The organism is Catenovulum sp. SX2 (assembly GCF_052056295.1).
Taxonomy (GTDB): Bacteria; Pseudomonadota; Gammaproteobacteria; order Enterobacterales; family Alteromonadaceae; genus Catenovulum.
In genome coordinates this window covers 40002-57311 of record NZ_CP182493.1, presented here as the reverse complement: position 1 = coordinate 57311, position 17310 = coordinate 40002, and the positions used below count along the sequence as shown (strand labels likewise).

Annotated in this window: 14 protein-coding genes and 1 pseudogene; 8 read left to right on the top strand and 7 right to left on the bottom strand. The window is 39.3% G+C overall.

The window, feature by feature from the left end:
- Positions 1 to 15: 15 nt before the first annotated feature.
- From ihfB to gyrA, 5 genes are all read right to left on the bottom strand, one after another.
- Positions 16 to 306, bottom strand: a complete 291-nt coding sequence (gene ihfB / locus ACMZOO_RS00280) for an integration host factor subunit beta (protein ID WP_016955929.1) — start codon at positions 304 to 306, stop codon at positions 16 to 18.
- A gap of 91 nt (positions 307 to 397) precedes the next feature.
- Entirely contained in the window at positions 398 to 2074 is a 1677-nt protein-coding gene (rpsA, locus tag ACMZOO_RS00275; RefSeq protein ID WP_016955928.1) for a 30S ribosomal protein S1, read from the bottom strand.
- A gap of 105 nt (positions 2075 to 2179) precedes the next feature.
- Positions 2180 to 2866, bottom strand: coding sequence for a (d)CMP kinase (cmk, locus tag ACMZOO_RS00270; protein WP_440904666.1), 687 nt, complete (start codon positions 2864 to 2866; stop codon positions 2180 to 2182).
- Positions 2867 to 2887: 21 nt separating this feature from the next.
- Positions 2888 to 3976, bottom strand: coding sequence for a 3-phosphoserine/phosphohydroxythreonine transaminase (gene serC, locus ACMZOO_RS00265; RefSeq protein WP_440904664.1), 1089 nt, complete (start codon positions 3974 to 3976; stop codon positions 2888 to 2890).
- A gap of 21 nt (positions 3977 to 3997) precedes the next feature.
- The gene (gene gyrA, locus ACMZOO_RS00260; RefSeq protein WP_440904662.1) at positions 3998 to 6640 is read right to left on the bottom strand and encodes a DNA topoisomerase (ATP-hydrolyzing) subunit A; all 2643 of its coding nucleotides are present in this window, start codon (positions 6638 to 6640) and stop codon (positions 3998 to 4000) included.
- 184 nt (positions 6641 to 6824) lie between these two features.
- On the opposite strand from gyrA, the gene ubiG reads away from it, so the two are divergent.
- The 6 genes and pseudogenes from ubiG to rdgC all read left to right on the top strand — a co-directional run bounded on the left by ubiG (position 6825) and on the right by rdgC (position 13247).
- Positions 6825 to 7523, top strand: a complete 699-nt coding sequence (gene ubiG / locus ACMZOO_RS00255) for a bifunctional 2-polyprenyl-6-hydroxyphenol methylase/3-demethylubiquinol 3-O-methyltransferase UbiG (protein ID WP_016955924.1) — start codon at positions 6825 to 6827, stop codon at positions 7521 to 7523.
- A complete protein-coding gene (locus ACMZOO_RS00250) occupies positions 7505 to 8176 on the top strand; it encodes an HAD family hydrolase (RefSeq protein WP_440904661.1) in 672 nt (223 codons plus the stop codon). Before ubiG ends, ACMZOO_RS00250 begins: the two co-directional genes overlap by 19 nt.
- 391 nt (positions 8177 to 8567) lie before the next feature.
- Positions 8568 to 10847 (top strand): class 1a ribonucleoside-diphosphate reductase subunit alpha, encoded by a 2280-nt coding sequence (gene nrdA, locus ACMZOO_RS00245; protein WP_440904659.1) that lies wholly within the window; start codon positions 8568 to 8570, stop codon positions 10845 to 10847.
- Positions 10848 to 10926: 79 nt separating this feature from the next.
- Positions 10927 to 12057 (top strand): class Ia ribonucleoside-diphosphate reductase subunit beta, encoded by a 1131-nt coding sequence (gene nrdB, locus ACMZOO_RS00240; protein WP_016955921.1) that lies wholly within the window; start codon positions 10927 to 10929, stop codon positions 12055 to 12057.
- Between the two features lie 15 nt (positions 12058 to 12072).
- A complete protein-coding gene (gene yfaE, locus ACMZOO_RS00235) occupies positions 12073 to 12336 on the top strand; it encodes a class I ribonucleotide reductase maintenance protein YfaE (RefSeq protein WP_440904658.1) in 264 nt (87 codons plus the stop codon).
- A gap of 12 nt (positions 12337 to 12348) precedes the next feature.
- Positions 12349 to 13247: pseudogene (gene rdgC / locus ACMZOO_RS00230) on the top strand (recombination-associated protein RdgC).
- An 89-nt stretch (positions 13248 to 13336) separates the two neighbouring features.
- Here rdgC and ACMZOO_RS00225 read toward each other — a convergent pair.
- On the bottom strand, positions 13337 to 14182 hold the full coding sequence (locus ACMZOO_RS00225; RefSeq protein WP_440904657.1) for an HDOD domain-containing protein: 846 nt from the start codon (positions 14180 to 14182) through the stop codon (positions 13337 to 13339).
- A gap of 312 nt (positions 14183 to 14494) precedes the next feature.
- Positions 14495 to 15418 carry an oxygen-dependent tRNA uridine(34) hydroxylase TrhO gene (gene trhO / locus ACMZOO_RS00220; protein WP_440904655.1) on the bottom strand — a complete coding sequence of 308 codons (924 nt, stop codon included), beginning with the start codon at positions 15416 to 15418 and terminating at the stop codon, positions 14495 to 14497.
- 201 nt (positions 15419 to 15619) lie between these two features.
- Here trhO and ACMZOO_RS00215 point away from each other — a divergent pair, with 201 nt between their 5' ends.
- Together ACMZOO_RS00215 and ACMZOO_RS00210 are read left to right on the top strand one after the other, a co-directional pair.
- Entirely contained in the window at positions 15620 to 16150 is a 531-nt protein-coding gene (locus tag ACMZOO_RS00215) for an elongation factor P hydroxylase (protein ID WP_440904654.1), read from the top strand.
- The gene (locus ACMZOO_RS00210; RefSeq protein ID WP_440904653.1) at positions 16143 to 17309 is read left to right on the top strand and encodes an ATP-NAD kinase family protein; all 1167 of its coding nucleotides are present in this window, start codon (positions 16143 to 16145) and stop codon (positions 17307 to 17309) included. The genes ACMZOO_RS00215 and ACMZOO_RS00210 overlap by 8 nt, the downstream gene beginning before the upstream one ends.
- The last annotated feature ends 1 nt before the right edge of the window (position 17310 follow it).

Genomic DNA, 17310 nt, shown 5'->3' with positions numbered 1-17310 from the left:
TCAGTCCTTTTGAAATTAAGCGTCTAAACTCGCATTAACGCGTTCACGTAATTCTTTACCTGGTTTAAAGTAAGGGACGTGTTTGCCTTCTAACTCTACCGATTCACCGGTTTTAGGATTACGACCTGTTCTTGGTGCACGGAAGTGTAAAGAGAAACTACCAAAACCACGGATTTCGATTCGGTCGCCGTCTGCAAGAGATTGAGCCATATATTCAAGCAATTCTTTAACACCAGACTCCACATCTTTTAATTGTAAAGAAGGTTGTTTTGATGCCATTAATTCTATTAGTTCAGACTTGGTCATTTTGATACTCCGGTCTAATTTAAGGGGTCACTACCAAAGTATAACAAAGGAAGGGAAAAAGAGAGTAGAAATTCTACTCTCTTATTTGATTTTATTCGCCTTTTTGAGCGTTTTTAAATGCTTCAGCCATAGCGTTGCTGAAATTACCTGAATCTTGTTGTTTATTTACAGATTCAACGGCAGCTTTTTCTTCAGCTTCGTCTTTAGCTTTTATTGATAAGCTAACAACACGGTTTTTGCGATCTACGCCCATGAATTTAGCTTCAACAGCATCACCAACGTTCAATTCAGCAGAAGCGTCTTCTACGCGCTCACGAGAAATATCGCTTACACGTACATAACCTTCAACACTGTCAGCTAATTCGATAGTTGCGCCTTTGGCGTCAACTGCAGTAACAGTACCAGTTACAACAGCACCTTTCTTATTAGCATTTAGGTAGTTAGTGAATGGGTCTTCGTCAATTTGCTTAATACCAAGAGAGATACGCTCACGCTCTGCATCCACTTGTAATACTACAGCAGTTAACTCTTCACCTTTCTTGTAGCTACGAACTGCTTCTTCACCTGCAACATTCCAAGAAATGTCAGATAAGTGAACAAGACCATCGATGCCACCGTCTAAACCAATGAAGATACCAAAGTCAGTGATTGACTTGATCTTACCAGACACTTGGTCGCCTTTAGCGAAGTTCTTAGCGAACTCTTCCCAAGGGTTAGCTTTACATTGCTTAAGACCTAATGAAATACGACGACGTTCTTCATCGATTTCAAGTACCATAACTTGAACATTGTCACCCAAGTTAACAACTTTAGATGGGTGGATGTTTTTGTTAGTCCAATCCATTTCAGAAACGTGAACAAGACCTTCAACGCCTTCTTGGATTTCAACGAAACAACCGTAGTCAGTTAAGTTAGTTACACGGCCTTCTAGTTTAGAACCTTCAGGGAAACGTGCTGCTAATTCAGACCAAGGATCGCTACCTAATTGCTTCAAGCCTAATGATACGCGAGACTTATCTTTGTCGAATTTCAATACTTTAACTGTGATTTCATCACCAACGTTAACGATTTCGCTTGGGTGTTTAACACGTTTCCAAGCCATATCAGTGATGTGTAATAGACCGTCTAAACCGCCTAAATCTACGAATGCACCGTAGTCAGTTAAGTTCTTAACGATACCAGTTACTTCTTGGCCTTCTTCTAAGTTAGCCAACAATTCGCTACGCTCTGCGCTAGTTTCTTGTTCGATAACTGCACGGCGAGAAACAACTACGTTGTTGCGTTTTTGATCTAACTTGATAACTTTGAATTCTAATTCAGCATTCTCTAAATAAGTAGTATCACGTACTGGACGTACATCTACTAAAGAACCTGGTAAGAAAGCGCGGATGCCTTCAACTTCAACTGTGAAGCCACCTTTAACTTTACCACTGATTAAACCAACAACAGTTTCGCTGTCTTCACAAGCTTTTTCCAAACGGATCCAAGCTTCGTGACGCTTAGCTTTTTCACGAGAAAGAATAGTTTCACCGAAACCGTCTTCAACTGCATCTAATGCAACATCAATTTCGTCACCAACGCTAACTTCTACTTCACCTTGAGCATTGTAAAATTGCTCAACAGGGATAGCTGCTTCTGATTTTAAGCCAGCATCAACTAAGATAACGTCTTTTTGGATTGCTACGATAGTACCTTTAACGATGGCACCAGGACGGGTTTCGATTTCGTTTAAGCTTTCTAGAAAAAGCTGTTCAAAACTTTCAGTCATATATAAAGTTTTCTTGAATGGTAATCCGAGTTAAATCCAAATAACTCAGGGTTGTTAATATTAATTGGCAATCCTTAGCCAATTTCCTGACTCAACTACAAAAGTTTATTGACCGAGCTTTTCTTGCATATAGCGAAAAACAGTGTCAACAACCTCGTCGATAGACATTGAAGTTGAATCAATTTCTAATGCATCTTTAGCTGCAACCAAAGGTGAAACGCTACGATTTGAGTCGCGTTCGTCTCTTGCCTGTATGTCGGCTAAAAGATGTTCAATTTTAACTGTAGGATCGCTATCTTTCAACTGTAGATAACGTCTTTTTGCCCTTTCTTGTGCACTTGCAGTCAAAAATATCTTAACTTCTGCACTTGGAAAGACAACTGTGCCCATATCGCGACCATCAGCAACTAACCCTGGAGCTTCTTTAAAAGCACGTTGGCGGCGTAATAAAGCTTCACGAACACGTGGCAACGAGGCAACTTTTGAAGCAACCGCGCCTACTTTTTCGTTGCGAATAGAGCCTGTCACATCCTCGCCTTCTAAAATGACACGTGTTTCATTGCCATCAGCAGACGATTTAAAATGTACATCCAATACGGACGCAAGTGGCGCAACTGAGTCTTCATCTGTTGGATCTATATCATGGTGAATAGTCGCCAACGCCAAAACTCGATAAATTGCGCCGCTATCTAAAAAGTGCCAGCCTAATTTATCTGCGATATATTTGCTAATGGTGCCTTTACCCGCACCACTTGGGCCATCTATGGTAATGACCGGTACTTGATCCGTCATCCCTATCCTCTTCTTTTTGTATTAGCCGTTCTTTTGGGCAAAATCCTGCATAAAGTTTACAAGTGTTTCGACACCTTCTAGAGGCATAGCATTATAAATACTTGCACGCATGCCGCCGACTGATCTATGGCCTTTAAGAGCTAATAAACCAGCTTGCTCAGATTGTGCCAAAAACTTAGCATTTAATGCTTCGTCTTTTAACATAAAGGGTACGTTCATTTTTGAACGGTACTGCTTTGCGACTTGGTTAGAATAAAATTCACTGCTATCAATAAAATTATATAAATGAGCAGCTTTTTGTTCGTTTATTTTTTGTACGGCTGCAACGCCGCCTTGTTCTTTTAACCACTTAAATACCAAACCTGCTAAATACCAGGCATAAGTTGGTGGTGTATTAAACATTGAATCGTTTTGTGCTTGAACTGCATAATCGTAAATAGATGGTGTAAAGCCATTTGCCTTGCCAATTAAGTCTTTACGAACAATCGCGATAGCTAAACCAGAAGGGCCAATGTTTTTCTGCGCACCTGCGTAGATTATGCCAAATTTCGATACATCAATTTCTTGCGATAAAATGCACGAAGACATATCGGCAACTAAAGGTTTATCAACTTCTGGTATGTAGTTGAATTCAACGCCATCTACTGTTTCATTTGGACAATAATGGACATATTGCGCTTTGTCGCTTAATTGCCATTGCTCAAACGGTAACACTGAGCGCTCGCCAGCATCATTTACATAAGTATCAGCAGCTAGGTTAATTTGACCGTATTTTTGGCCTTCAGTAAAAGCCGATTTAGACCAAGAACCTGTTAATACATAATCAGCTTCTTCACCCGCACCTAAAAGGTTCATAGGCACAGCTGCAAACTGACCACGGCCACCACCGTGCATAAACAACACTGAGTAATCTTCAGAAATACCCATTAAATCACGCAGATCTTTTTCTGCTTGCTCAGCTACAGCAATATAATCTTTGCTGCGATGGCTTATTTCCATGACTGAAACGCCCATGTCGTTCCAATTAACCAGTTGTTGTTGTGCAAGTTGCATAACAGGCTGCGGCAACATAGCCGGGCCTGCACAAAAGTTAAAAACTTTTTTGGTCATTTATCTTAAATCTCTAACAATCTATTCTTGAGAATCTGTATCTTGGTCGCTGTCTGCATCTGTTGCTGCTGGCGCTTGTGCTTCAGCTTCTTCAGAACCTTCAACAATTTCAGCATCGTCAATTAAAGTTTCATCTTCTTCAACTTCATCAATGCGCTGTAAACCAACTACTAATTCACTTTCTGCGGTTCTAATTAAGCGAACACCTTGAGTGTTACGGCCAATAATAGAAACTTCACCAACACGAGTACGGACTAGCGTACCTTTATTGGTGATCATCATAATTTCGTCACCGTCGTTAACTTGAACAGCACCAATAACCGCACCATTACGTTCGCTAACTTTAATAGAAACAACACCTAAAGTTGCGCGGCTTTTAGCCGGATATTCATCTAATGGGGTACGTTTACCATAACCATTTTCTGTCACTGTTAATACTGCCCCATCACTGTGTGGCACTATCATTGAAACAACTGTTTGGCTATCGTCTAACTTAATACCACGAACACCAGTCGCTGTACGACCCATAGGACGAACTTGCTGCTCGTTAAAGCGTACAACTTTACCTGCGTCTGAGAATAATAAAATGTCGCTGTCACCATGAGTGATATCAACACCAATTACATGGTCACCATCATTTAAGTTAAGTGCGATAATACCGTTAGCACGTGGGCGCGAATATTCAGTTAACGCTGTTTTCTTAACCGTACCATTGGCAGTTGCCATAATGATATATTTGTCTTCTTCGTATTCACGTACAGGTAAAATAGCACTGATACGCTCACCTTCTTCTAAAGGTAATAAGTTGACGATTGGTTTACCACGCGCTGTTCGAGTAGCTAAAGGTAGCTGATAAACTTTCAACCAATATAAACGACCACGATCCGAGAAACATAAAATGGTGTCATGCGTATTGGCAATCAATAATTTCTCGATGAAATCTTCATCTTTCATGCGAGTTGCAGCTTTACCTTTACCACCACGACGTTGTGCTTCGTATTCAGTTAATGGTTGATATTTACAATAACCCTCATGCGATAAGGTCACAACCACATTTTCTTCTGCAATTAAGTCTTCCATATTGATGTCGTGAGCCGCAGCAGTAATTTCTGTGCGACGCTCATCACCAAACTCTTCTTTAACTGCTAATAATTCATCACGAATCACTTCCATTAAACGAACTGAGCTAGATAAGATATATAACAACTCGGCTATTTCATCTAATAAGGCTTTGTATTCGTCTAAGATTTTTTCGTGCTCTAAACCTGTTAATTTATGTAAACGTAAGTCTAGAATTGCTTGAGCTTGTTGCTCAGTTAAATGGTACATACCATCACGAATACCATAATGATCTTCTAACCATTCTGGACGCGCTGCATGTGTACCTGCACGCTCTAGCATTTCAGCAACATCACCTAACGCCCAAGGTGTATCTACTAAACCTTTCTTCGCTTCAGCTGGTGATGGTGAACGTTTAATTAATTCGATAATTGGGTCGATATTAGCAAGTGCAATTGCTAAACCTTCTAATACGTGGGCACGTTCGCGCGCTTTGCGTAATTCGAAGATAGTACGACGGGTAACAACTTCCCTTCTGTGGTTAAGGAAAGCTTTCAGCATATCAACTAGGTTGAAGATTTTTGGCTGGTTGTTTTCAAGCGCAACCATGTTAATACCAAAAACAACCTGCATTTGGGTTAATGAATATAAGTGGTTAAGTAAGACTTCGCCTGATTCACCACGTTTAACTTCAATAACAATACGCATACCGTCTTTGTCAGATTCATCACGTAAAGCTGAAATTGAATCGATACGCTTTTCTTTAACAAGCTCTGCCATTTTTTCAATAAGGCGAGCTTTGTTCACTTGATATGGAATTTCGTGAACAACAATGGTTTCACGACCATTATCTGCTACTTCAATTTCAGCGCGTGCACGAATATAAATTTTACCGCGACCGGTACGATAAGCTTGTTCAATACCTGAACGACCGCTAATAATTGCTGCTGTAGGGAAATCAGGACCAGGGATAATTTCAATTAATTCTTCAATTGAAATGTCTGGGTTTTCAATCATGGCTAAACAGCCACCTATCACTTCATTTAAGTTGTGCGGTGGAATATTGGTCGCCATACCAACAGCTATACCTGAAGAACCATTCACTAATAAGTTAGGCAAACGAGTTGGTAAAACTTCTGGGATGTGTTCTGTACCGTCATAGTTAGGTACAAAATCAACTGTTTCTTTTTCGAGATCAGCAAGTAATGAATGAGCGATTTTAGCCATTCTAACTTCGGTATAACGCATAGCAGCTGGAGAGTCACCATCTACCGAACCAAAGTTACCTTGACCATCAACTAACATATAACGCAGTGAGAATGGCTGAGCCATACGAACGATTGTGTCGTAAACTGCACTATCACCATGCGGGTGATATTTACCAATTACGTCACCAACAATACGCGCAGATTTTTTATACGGTTTGTTGAAGTCGTTTTTAAGTTCGTTCATCGCAAATAATACGCGACGGTGAACTGGTTTTAATCCATCTCGAACGTCGGGCAAAGCACGCCCAACGATTACACTCATTGCGTAGTCTAAGTATGAGTTTTTTAGCTCATCTTCAATATTGACTGGAAGTATTTCTTTCGCCAAATCGTTCATAAATAGGATATTTCCCTAGTTGTTATACTTGCTTTTTTCGCATACGGTTTTTTGAGTCACCGTTTTTTAGCGGGCAATTCTACCACAAACCACGGCGCATACCATTGAAAAAATACGCTTTAACTTGTCGCCACCCTGTAAATTTTTATAATGGGCATATTAAACCTCAGCTAGAGCAACAAAATTGAGCAATATAGACCCAACAGAAATAGAGAAATTTAACGCCATTGCGGATAAATGGTGGGATCTTGATGGTGAATTTGCACCTTTGCATAAAATGAACCCATATCGAGTGCAGTACATTGAAGATTGTGCCAGCGGTTTATTTGGCAAAAAGATATTGGATGTTGGCAGCGGCGGTGGCATTTTAGCTGAAGCGCTAGCACAACGAGGTGGCCAAGTTACCGGACTAGAGCCAGCACCTCAATCGGTTGAAGTCGCAAAACATCATGCACAAGAATCTGCTTTATCGATAAATTATCATCAAGGATTGATTGAAGACTTCGCCCCAGAACACCTCGAAACCTTTGACATTGTCACCAGTTTAGAAATGCTCGAACATGTACCCGATCCGGCAAGTATTTTACAAGCGGCAATAAGTACATTAAAACCTGGTGGCTACTTATTTGTATCAACATTAAATCGTACCTTACGTAGCTATTTATTGGGTATAGTTGCGGCTGAATATGTGCTCAACCTTGTACCTAAAGGTACACACGAACACGACAAATTTTTAAAGCCTTCAGAAGTAATAGGTATGATTGAACAAAATAACTGTAAAGTTAAAAAAGCTAACGGTATTCATTTCAATCCGCTTACCCAAAAATTTTCAATTAATAATGATTTGGCAGTGAACTATATTTTATGCGCGCAAAAACTTTAACTAAACCTCAGGGTATTTTATTTGATTTAGATGGCACATTATTAGACACGGCTAAAGATTTAGGTGAAACGCTAAACTATGTGTTATCAACACTTGATATGCCAAGTGTGTCATATGAGCAATACAGACCGGTCGCCTCGCACGGTGCCTTGGGATTACTCAAATTAGGCCTAGGTGAAAACTGGCAGTCTTATGAAGTTGAAAAACTACGCGGTATTTTTTTGGATTATTACCTGAATAATATCAGTACCCATACAGATTTTTTTGCAGGTATGGCAGAGACATTGGAAATGCTCAATCAACAAAACATATTATGGGGTGTTGTGACCAATAAACCGGCTTTTTTGACTGACGTATTATTAACTAAATATCCAGAGTTTAAACATTCAAAAATTAATGTTTCTGGCGATACGTTAACAGTGAGAAAGCCAGATCCAGAGCCGCTATTTCACGCATGTAAACACATGCAAATTGACCCACAACAAACTTGGTATGTTGGTGATGCATTGCGTGATATAGAAGCTGGTAACCGCGCATGCATGCAAACATTTATAGCGAACTGGGGTTATACTCAAGACGAATTGCCAGTAGAAGAATGGCAAGCTGATTTTATAATTGAACAGCCTTCAGAACTTGTCTCAATCATTAAATAATCGCCATTGTTGATATTATTTAAGCGGTTTGTATAAGCAGTAAACAAACCGCTAAATGCAAACTCTTTCATATAACAAATCTTAATAAAACAGCGCAAACTAAAATAAACAAGATATTGGTCAATTAAAAAGCTGGTTTTTTTATTCAAAAACACTTGACCTACTAGTCTACTTTTAATGAAAAGTTAGCAACTACTAACGCGCAAAATATACGCCAAAAAAAATGTAAATTTAAACTAAAATCAAATCTTGCTTTCAGAGCAAAACCTCATTATCTTGTGTTGATTCCGCTAACTAGCCCCACATCTTGTGGCTGAGTTTTAACCAAGCTCTAGTCGCACTGTGAAATATTGGCTAAATAAAAAATATAATATCAGGATTGACGACTCAAATGACTGACCAGCTCTTCGTAACTAAGCGCGACGGTAATAAAGAACCTTTAGATCTAGAGAAGTTACATAAAGTTGTAACTTGGGCGGCTAAGGGTTTGAACAATGTTTCTGTATCTCAAGTAGAAATGAAATCACACATTCAGTTCTACGACGGTATTAAAACAGAAGACATTCACGAAACAATTATCAAATCAGCAGCTGACTTGATCAGTGAAGAAACGCCTGATTATCAATATTTAGCAGCGCGCTTATCTATCTTCCATTTGCGTAAAAAAGCTTACGGTCAGTTTGAACCACCACATTTATATGATCACGTAGTTAAGTTATGTGAAGCAGGAAAATACGATCAACATTTGTTAGCCGATTATTCTCGTGAAGAATTCGACCAGATGAATGATTTTGTTGAGCACATGCGCGACTTAAACTTCTCATATGGAGCGGTTAAACAGTTAGAAGGTAAATATCTTGTTCAAAACCGTGTAACAGGCGATATTTACGAGAGCCCGCAATATTTGTACGTATTGGTATCAGCATGTTTATTTGCTAACTATCCAAAAGATACCCGTATGGATTATGTGCGTCGTTTCTACGATGCAATTTCTCAGTTTAAGATTTCTCTACCTACACCCATTATGTCGGGTGTACGTACACCGACTCGCCAATTCAGCTCTTGTGTATTAATTGAGTGTGGTGATAGCTTAGATTCAATCAATGCAACTTCTAGTGCAATTGTAAAATACGTCAGCCAACGTGCTGGTATTGGTGTTAATGCAGGTCGCATCCGTGCATTAGGTAGCCCAATTCGCGGTGGTGAAGCATTCCATACTGGTTGTATTCCTTTCTACAAACATTTCCAAACAGCGGTAAAAAGCTGTTCACAAGGTGGTGTGCGTGGTGGTGCAGCAACCCTATTCTTCCCTTTATGGCACTTAGAAGTTGAATCATTAGTTGTACTTAAAAACAACCGTGGTGTAGATGACAACCGTGTTCGTCACTTAGACTATGGCGTACAATTTAACCGCTTAATGTATCAACGTTTAATTAAAAACGAGAACATCACCTTATTTAGCCCAAGTGATGTGCCTGGTTTGTATGACGCATTTTTTGCTGACCAAAACTTGTTTGAAGAGTTATACATTAAATACGAAAACGATCCGTCAATTCGTAAAAAATCACTGAAAGCAACCGAGCTATTTGGTTTGTTTGCACAAGAGCGTGCAAGCACAGGTCGTATCTATTTACAGAATGTTGACCACTGTAATACCCATAGCCCGTTTGATCCTAAAGTTGCGCCAATTAAACAAAGTAACTTATGTTTAGAAATTGCACTGCCAACTAAGCCACTAAACAATATTAGTGATGAAGAAGCAGAAATCGCGCTTTGTACCTTATCGGCATTCAACTTAGGTGCAATTGAAAACTTAGATGAGTTAGATGGTTTAGCAGAACTTGCAGTACGTGCATTAGACTGTTTGTTAGATTATCAAGACTACCCTGTACCAGCTGCATTTAACTCAAGTATTAACCGCAGAACATTAGGTATTGGTGTAATCAACTACGCCTACTACTTAGCTAAAAACGGTGTGAAATATTCAGACGGTAGTGCCAACGGCTTAACGCATAAAACCTTTGAAGCCATTCAATACTACTTGTTAAAAGCTTCAAACGAGTTAGCCAAAGAAAAAGGCGCGTGTCCTAAATTTAATGAGACGACTTACTCGCAAGGTATTTTACCTATCGACACTTACAAAAAAGATGTAGATAGCATTTGTGACGAGCCATTACATTTAGATTGGGAAGCATTACGTAGCAGCATAAAAGAGCACGGTTTACGTAACTCGACTTTATCTGCATTAATGCCTTCAGAAACGTCTTCGCAAATTTCCAATGCGACTAATGGTATTGAACCACCGCGTGGTTTTGTCAGTATAAAAGCAAGTAAAGACGGTATTTTGCGTCAAGTTGTACCTGAATACGAAAAACTTAAAAACCAGTATGAGTTGTTGTGGTCTATTCCAAACAACCAAGGTTACTTAGGCTTAGTTGCTATTATGCAGAAGTTTATTGACCAAACTATCTCTGCGAATACTAACTACGATCCAACTAAATTCCCAAGTGGTAAAGTACCAATGCAACAATTATTAAAAGACTTGTTGTATGCGTATAAGTTAGGTGTGAAAACTCTGTACTACCATAACACACGTGATGGTGCAGAAGATCCACAAAAAGAAGCTAAAGCACAAGATGATGACTGTGCCGGCGGCGCTTGTAAAATATAAAACAATTTTGTAGTTAATTATAAAGGCCGTGTGTATTGCCCACGGCTTTTTTGTCTTTAAAAGAGAATTTGTACGGCCTATGAGTTACACAACATTTAATAAAAACAATACAGATTATCTAAATGAGCCAATGTTTTTTGGTAATTTAGTGAATGTTGCACGCTACGACAAACAAAAGCACCCTATTTTTGAGCGCCTAATTGAAAAGCAGTTAAGCTTTTTCTGGCGACCTGAAGAAGTTGATGTCAGCCGTGACCGTTCAGATTTTCAAAAGCTTTCTGATCATGAAAGACATGTCTTTTTAAGTAACCTGAAATACCAAACTTTATTAGACAGTATTCAAGGGCGCTCACCTAACGTCGCATTATTGCCAATAGTGTCGTTGCCTGAATTAGAAACTTGGATCGAAACTTGGGCTTTCAGTGAAACTATTCATAGCCGCTCATACACACATATTATTCGTAATATTGTTAATGAGCCTGGATTAGTCTTTGATGACATAGTTGTCAATGAACATATCTTAAAACGCGCTAAAGATATTTCAGTTTATTACGATCAATTAATTCTCGCGTGCCAACTTTATCACACACGTGGTGAAGGCCAATATGAAGTTGATGACCAAATTATCAATGTGTCAGTACGTGAACTTAAGAAACTAACCTACTTATGTATTGCTGCGGTTAACGTATTAGAAGCCATTCGCTTTTATGTCAGCTTTGCCTGTAGTTTTGCTTTTGCTGAACGTGAATTGATGGAAGGTAATGCTAAAATCATCAAATTAATCGCACGTGATGAAGCTCTGCACTTAACTGGTACACAGCACATGTTAAACATTATGGCGGATGGCCAAGATGATAACGACATGGCAGAAATAGCCTTAGAATGCCGCGAAGAAGTCATTGGTATTTTTAGAGCTGCCGCTGAGCAAGAAAAAGAATGGGCTGAGTACTTATTTAAAGATGGTTCAATGATCGGCTTAAACAAAGAAATTCTGTGCCAATACGTTGAATACATTACCAATACCCGTATGACCGCAATCGGCTTGCCAGCAATATTTGGCCAAACGCAAAATCCAATCCCTTGGATTAATGCTTGGTTGGTCAGTGACAATGTTCAAGTTGCTCCGCAAGAAGCTGAAATTAGCTCATATTTAGTAGGTCAAATTGACAGCGAGTTAAATACTGACGACTTCGGGGATTTCGAACTGTAATAAACAGTTCGCATTATGTCCGAAAAAATTCAATGCCGGGTTGATTACAGCAATTACACATCATCCGGCTGCCAATCCCTGCTCGAATATATCGAATCTCAAGATTTAGAAGTTCACTACCATTGTCGTGATGGCTATTGTGGTGCTTGCCGAACAGTTTTAGTTGAAGGCGAAGTTAATTACCCAAAAGAGCCATTGGCATTTGTTCGCCGTGGTGAATTTTTACCTTGCTGTAGTGAACCGTTAACTGATCTGCTGATTGAAGCAGAAAAATTATAACAGGATTATATTATGTGGTTTAAAAACGCCCTACTATATCGCTTTACCTCTCCGTTCGAATTTTCCGCAGAACAACTAGAAGACAAACTACAAGAATTTAAATTTACCCCTTGTTTAAAAAGCGAAATGAGCTCAATTGGTTGGACAAAAGCACTTCACCCAAAAGCACATACTTTGGTGCACAGTGTTGGCCAGTTTCATTTGGTGTCACTCAAGAAACAAGAAAAAGTATTACCAGCTTCTGTAGTAAAAGAATTACTTGAAGAAAAACTTGAAGAGATAGAACAAGCCGAAGGCCGAAAAGTTAAAGGCAAAGAAAAACAAAATTTAAAAGAAGAATTAATTCACACATTATTGCCACAAGCTTTTTCTAAATCGACTTTCACTCGCGCTGCAATATTCGCAGAATCAGGCTGGATTTTAGTTGAAGCTGGCAGCCCAGGCAAAGCTGAAGAAATGTTAGCTTACCTACGTAAGGTACTTTACCTGTAGTACCGCCTGAAACTGATAGTGCTACTATGCTTACTTTTGACGAATGGATGAAAGGCAATCACCCAAGCGATTTTACTTTAGGAACTGAAGTTGAATTAAAAGACTTTGCTGAAGATGAAGGTGTATTACGCTGTAAAAACTTATCGCTTGATTCGGAAGATTTATTAAACCATCTAAACAATGGCAAACACGTCACTAAAATTGCTGTGGACTGGCAAGAAACTCTTTCATGTATTTTATGTGATGACATGGCTATAAAACGCATCAAATTCAGTGATGTGGTAAAAGAACAAAACGAAGATGTAACCGACGAAGATAAGTTTGCTCGTTTAGATGCAGACTTCGCCTTAATGTGTGGTGAGCTAGACAAGTTCGTAGCGCGTTTAGCCGAAGTTTTAGAGTTTACCGAGATTGAATAAACCCTAGTTTAACCTTTATTGATTCACTCAAATATAAAACGCGATGTACCTATACATCGCGTTTTTCATTTCACAGTACTACAAATTAATTAATCAGCAAAAATCGCTTTGGCAATCGCTACTTGCTCTTTAAACTCATCTGAATCTATATAATCCAAATCAGTCATTATGCCTTTATCAACGTATTGAGCGTAAGCGTCTGCTTTATCACCTTCAACTGGCAATACATCAGCATATATAGCGGCAACTCGGACAAAATCTATATAACTGATATCTTCTGGCTCATACCGTTTGTCATTCCATCTTTCGGCAACACTTACAAATTCTGGACCGAATTCCCAAGCGCGCATGATAGAACCACCGACACGACCAGCTAAACGTGCAATCGCACCTTCTAAAAACTCAGGATTCGCAAATACATCAGGATGACGCTCAGCTTCGGTTAAAATTGGCAACACACCTATGTTATGCACCATAGCAGCCAAAGTAATAGTATCCAAATTTAGTGAAGTATGTTTGTTGCGACTGATGTAGTGCTTCAACAAAGCCATAGCAACTGCAGAAACAGAAACGGTTAACGACCAAACTTTGTCTAGCGCGGCTTTAACTACATCATTTTTTGATACAAACAATTGCTCCATAGCAAGTGCTGTCGCAATGTTTTTAATTTGGCGTAAACCAATACGAGTCACGGCTTGATTAATGGTGGTTACTTTTACCGAACGTCCCATATATGCACTATTAGCAATCTTAAGCATACGAGCCGATAATGCAGGATCGTGTGAAATAACATCAGCCATTTGGTGTAAATTCACATCAGGATCATCAGCGGCTTCGCGCACTCTAATCGCAATTTCTGGCAAGGTAGGTAATACCAAGGAGTCGTTTTTAATTTTCTCGGCGAGTATAGTGAGTAATGCATTTTCTGTAGACATAATATTCCTTACATCCGTATCGTGTTTTTGGGGGCTATCTACTATCAAATTTAGTCTGCTCTCAAGATTTGGCAAGGCAAATTCACAATAAAATCAGCCAACTGGACATTTTTTATCCATTCCTTAACCTACAACAACAAAAGGTATGAAAAGTTGGCGTCTTTGAGTATATCGTGTGTAGCGATAATCGCGAGCATTAATTCGCCAATTGAGCTTTAGATAGATTTATTAAATAAATTTAGGGGGTGAATTTATGCGGAGTGTATTTAGACGCCCTACCAAGCAAAGGCGTCCGAATAAATATATCTAGAGTTATAGACCAACTGTCTCTTTATCGCCGATATGCGCTTGGCCGCGTTGCTCAGCTAACTGTAATTGTTTCTCACGCTCGGCAAAGCGTGCTTTATCTTCTGCTGAAGTTTTGTCAAAACAATGTGGGCAGCTTACGCCTTTTTGATAGTGTTCCGATTGTTTTTCTTCTTCAGTAATTGGCATACGGCAAGCGTAACATTGGTCGTATTCACCTTGCTCTAAATCGTGGTTAACAGTTACACGTTGGTCAAAGACGAAGCAATCACCTTTCCATTTAGTCTGTTCTTTTGGCACTTCTTCTAAATATTTTAAAATGCCGCCTTTAAGGTGATAAACCTCTTCAAAACCCTGCTCTTTTAAATACGCGGTAGATTTTTCACAGCGAATACCACCAGTACAGAACATAGCGACTTTTTTGTGTTTAGTTTTGTCAAGATTCTTAGCAACGTATTCAGGGAATTCACGGAAGGTTTTAGTATTTGGGTCTAGCGCATTTTCAAAAGTACCAATAGCCACTTCGTAATCATTACGAGTGTCTACTAATACAACTTCAGGATCAGAAATTAAATCGTTCCAATCTTTAGGCTCGACGTAGGTGCCAACCACTTTGTTTGGATCTATACCTTCTACACCCATAGTTACAATTTCTTTTTTCAATTTAACTTTAGTGCGGTAAAAAGCTTGTTCGTCAGCTAGAGATTCTTTGTGTTCGATATCTGTTAAACGAGGATCTGATTTTAACCAAGCTAATACTGCATCAATCCCTTCACGTGGACCACTAACAGTACCGTTAATGCCTTCGTTAGCTAATAACAAGGTTCCTTTAACTTGGTTATCTACCATCACGTTATGTAATGGCTCTCGTAATTCTTCAAAGTTTTCTAAACGAACAAATTTATATAAAGCGGCTACTACGTATTGCATATTATTACCTTTTGTTTGGTCTCAAACGTAAATTGAGTACAAAATTAAAACGAGCTCTAAAATAGAGGTCGCGAATTATATACCCAAGCAATAGCAAGATCCAAATTTAAAGCGTTTTAGCTATTTATCGACTCAAGACAAGTAAGGTTTAAACTGATAAAATTCGCCCTTTGACACAATGCCTAATTTGCTTATTTTTTGATGCACGACATTCAAGACATTATTCAACTGTTTAATCAAACCTTTCTACCAAGCTACAACACTGAACTGGTAAAAGGTGACGACGAACCCATTTACTACCCTGCTACAGATACCAGCCCAGCAAAAGTTGTTTTTGCCCATGGGTATTATGCCAGTGCATTACACGAAATCGCACATTGGTGCTTGGCAGGCAGCGAACGTCGACAACAAGTTGATTATGGTTATTGGTATAATCCAGATGGCCGTAACGAGCAGCAACAAAAAGCATTTGAACAAGTTGAGATTAAACCTCAAGCAATAGAATGGATTTTATCAGTCGCTGCAGGTTTTAACTTTAAAGTGAGCTGCGATAATTTAAACGGCAGCTATCAACCAGACAGACATGAATTTAGAAGCAAAATTCGACAACAAGTAGAAAGCTACTTAACTCAAGCTATGCCAGAGCGACTGAATACTTTCGCCCTAACCCTCAGCCAGTTCTACCAAATTCACAATCCATTTTGTTTAGAGAAATTTGTTGCGCATGAATAAGCTTACTTTCAATCAATTAACAATAGGCTTAATTATCAACCCTGTTGCAGGGATAGGCGGCGCTGCAGGGTTTAAAGGCAGCGATGGTATTGAAATACAGCAACAAGCTGCTGAAATGGGCTTTCAATCGTTCGCACAAGACAAAACCAAACAAGCGTTAGCAGCCTTAATCCCGTTTAAAAATCAGCTTAAATTCGTTACCTGTAACTGTTTAATGGGCGAAGATGTGTGTAAACAGCTCGGCTTCGACTATTCTGTTGAATATAACTACCATGTCCAGTCAACTGCTGACGATACAATTAACGCTGCAATAAAAATATCTCAAGCCGGTGTTGATCTCATCTTATTTGCAGGGGGAGACGGAACTGCTCGCAATATCTGTCAAGCACTGATAAATAATGCAGGTGAAGATGAAAACCGCGTTCCTGTTGTCGGTATACCTGCAGGCTGCAAAATTCATTCAGGTGTTTATTCTGTTACACCTAGCGCCGCTGGCAAATTGGTTGCTGACCTAGTAAATGGCAATATGATGACTTTTGTTGAAGCCGATGTAATGGATATAGACGAAAGTTTATTTAGGCAAGGTCAAGTGAAAGCCAAACGTTATGGTGAACTTAGAATTCCTCACGACTTGCGTTACATTCAAGCGGTTAAACAAGGTGGCAAAGAAGTAGACGAATTGGTGATAGCTGACATAGCCGCAGATATAGAAGCCAATATGGAAGATGATGTGCTGTATTTATTTGGCTCGGGCAGCACCACTCAAGGTATATTAGCTGAACTGGGGTTAGACGGCACATTACTTGGTGTTGATGCTGTAGTAAACCATGAACTCGTACAGGCTGATTTAAACGCGAAACAAATACTAGAGCTAATACAAAAATACAAAGAGTGCAAATTGGTTATCACACCTATTGGTGGCCAAGGGCATTTATTTGGCCGTGGCAACCAACAACTAACCACAGAAGTTATAGCTAAGATAGGCAAAAACAATATTTTAGTGGTTGCGACTAAAAATAAGATCAATACACTTAACCACCGTCCACTGATTATCGACAATTTATCTATTGAACTAGGCAAACAGTTGTCTGGTTTAATAAAAATTACCACAGGTTACAAAGACACAGTCTTGTACCCAATAACTAACTTTATGGAATAAC

What these genes read in the sequence shown, in the direction of transcription:
- ihfB (WP_016955929.1), bottom strand. Translation starts at nt 306, where the DNA reads ATGACCAAGTCTGAACTAATAGAATTAATGGCATCAAAACAACCTTCT.
- rpsA (WP_016955928.1), bottom strand. Translation starts at nt 2,074, where the DNA reads ATGACTGAAAGTTTTGAACAGCTTTTTCTAGAAAGCTTAAACGAAATC.
- cmk (WP_440904666.1), bottom strand. Translation starts at nt 2,866, where the DNA reads ATGACGGATCAAGTACCGGTCATTACCATAGATGGCCCAAGTGGTGCG.
- serC (WP_440904664.1), bottom strand. Translation starts at nt 3,976, where the DNA reads ATGACCAAAAAAGTTTTTAACTTTTGTGCAGGCCCGGCTATGTTGCCG.
- gyrA (WP_440904662.1), bottom strand. Translation starts at nt 6,640, where the DNA reads ATGAACGATTTGGCGAAAGAAATACTTCCAGTCAATATTGAAGATGAG.
- ACMZOO_RS00250 (WP_440904661.1), top strand. Translation starts at nt 7,505, where the DNA reads ATGCGCGCAAAAACTTTAACTAAACCTCAGGGTATTTTATTTGATTTA.
- nrdA (WP_440904659.1), top strand. Translation starts at nt 8,568, where the DNA reads ATGACTGACCAGCTCTTCGTAACTAAGCGCGACGGTAATAAAGAACCT.
- nrdB (WP_016955921.1), top strand. Translation starts at nt 10,927, where the DNA reads ATGAGTTACACAACATTTAATAAAAACAATACAGATTATCTAAATGAG.
- yfaE (WP_440904658.1), top strand. Translation starts at nt 12,073, where the DNA reads ATGTCCGAAAAAATTCAATGCCGGGTTGATTACAGCAATTACACATCA.
- ACMZOO_RS00225 (WP_440904657.1), bottom strand. Translation starts at nt 14,182, where the DNA reads ATGTCTACAGAAAATGCATTACTCACTATACTCGCCGAGAAAATTAAA.
- trhO (WP_440904655.1), bottom strand. Translation starts at nt 15,418, where the DNA reads ATGCAATACGTAGTAGCCGCTTTATATAAATTTGTTCGTTTAGAAAAC.
- ACMZOO_RS00215 (WP_440904654.1), top strand. Translation starts at nt 15,620, where the DNA reads ATGCACGACATTCAAGACATTATTCAACTGTTTAATCAAACCTTTCTA.
- ACMZOO_RS00210 (WP_440904653.1), top strand. Translation starts at nt 16,143, where the DNA reads ATGAATAAGCTTACTTTCAATCAATTAACAATAGGCTTAATTATCAAC.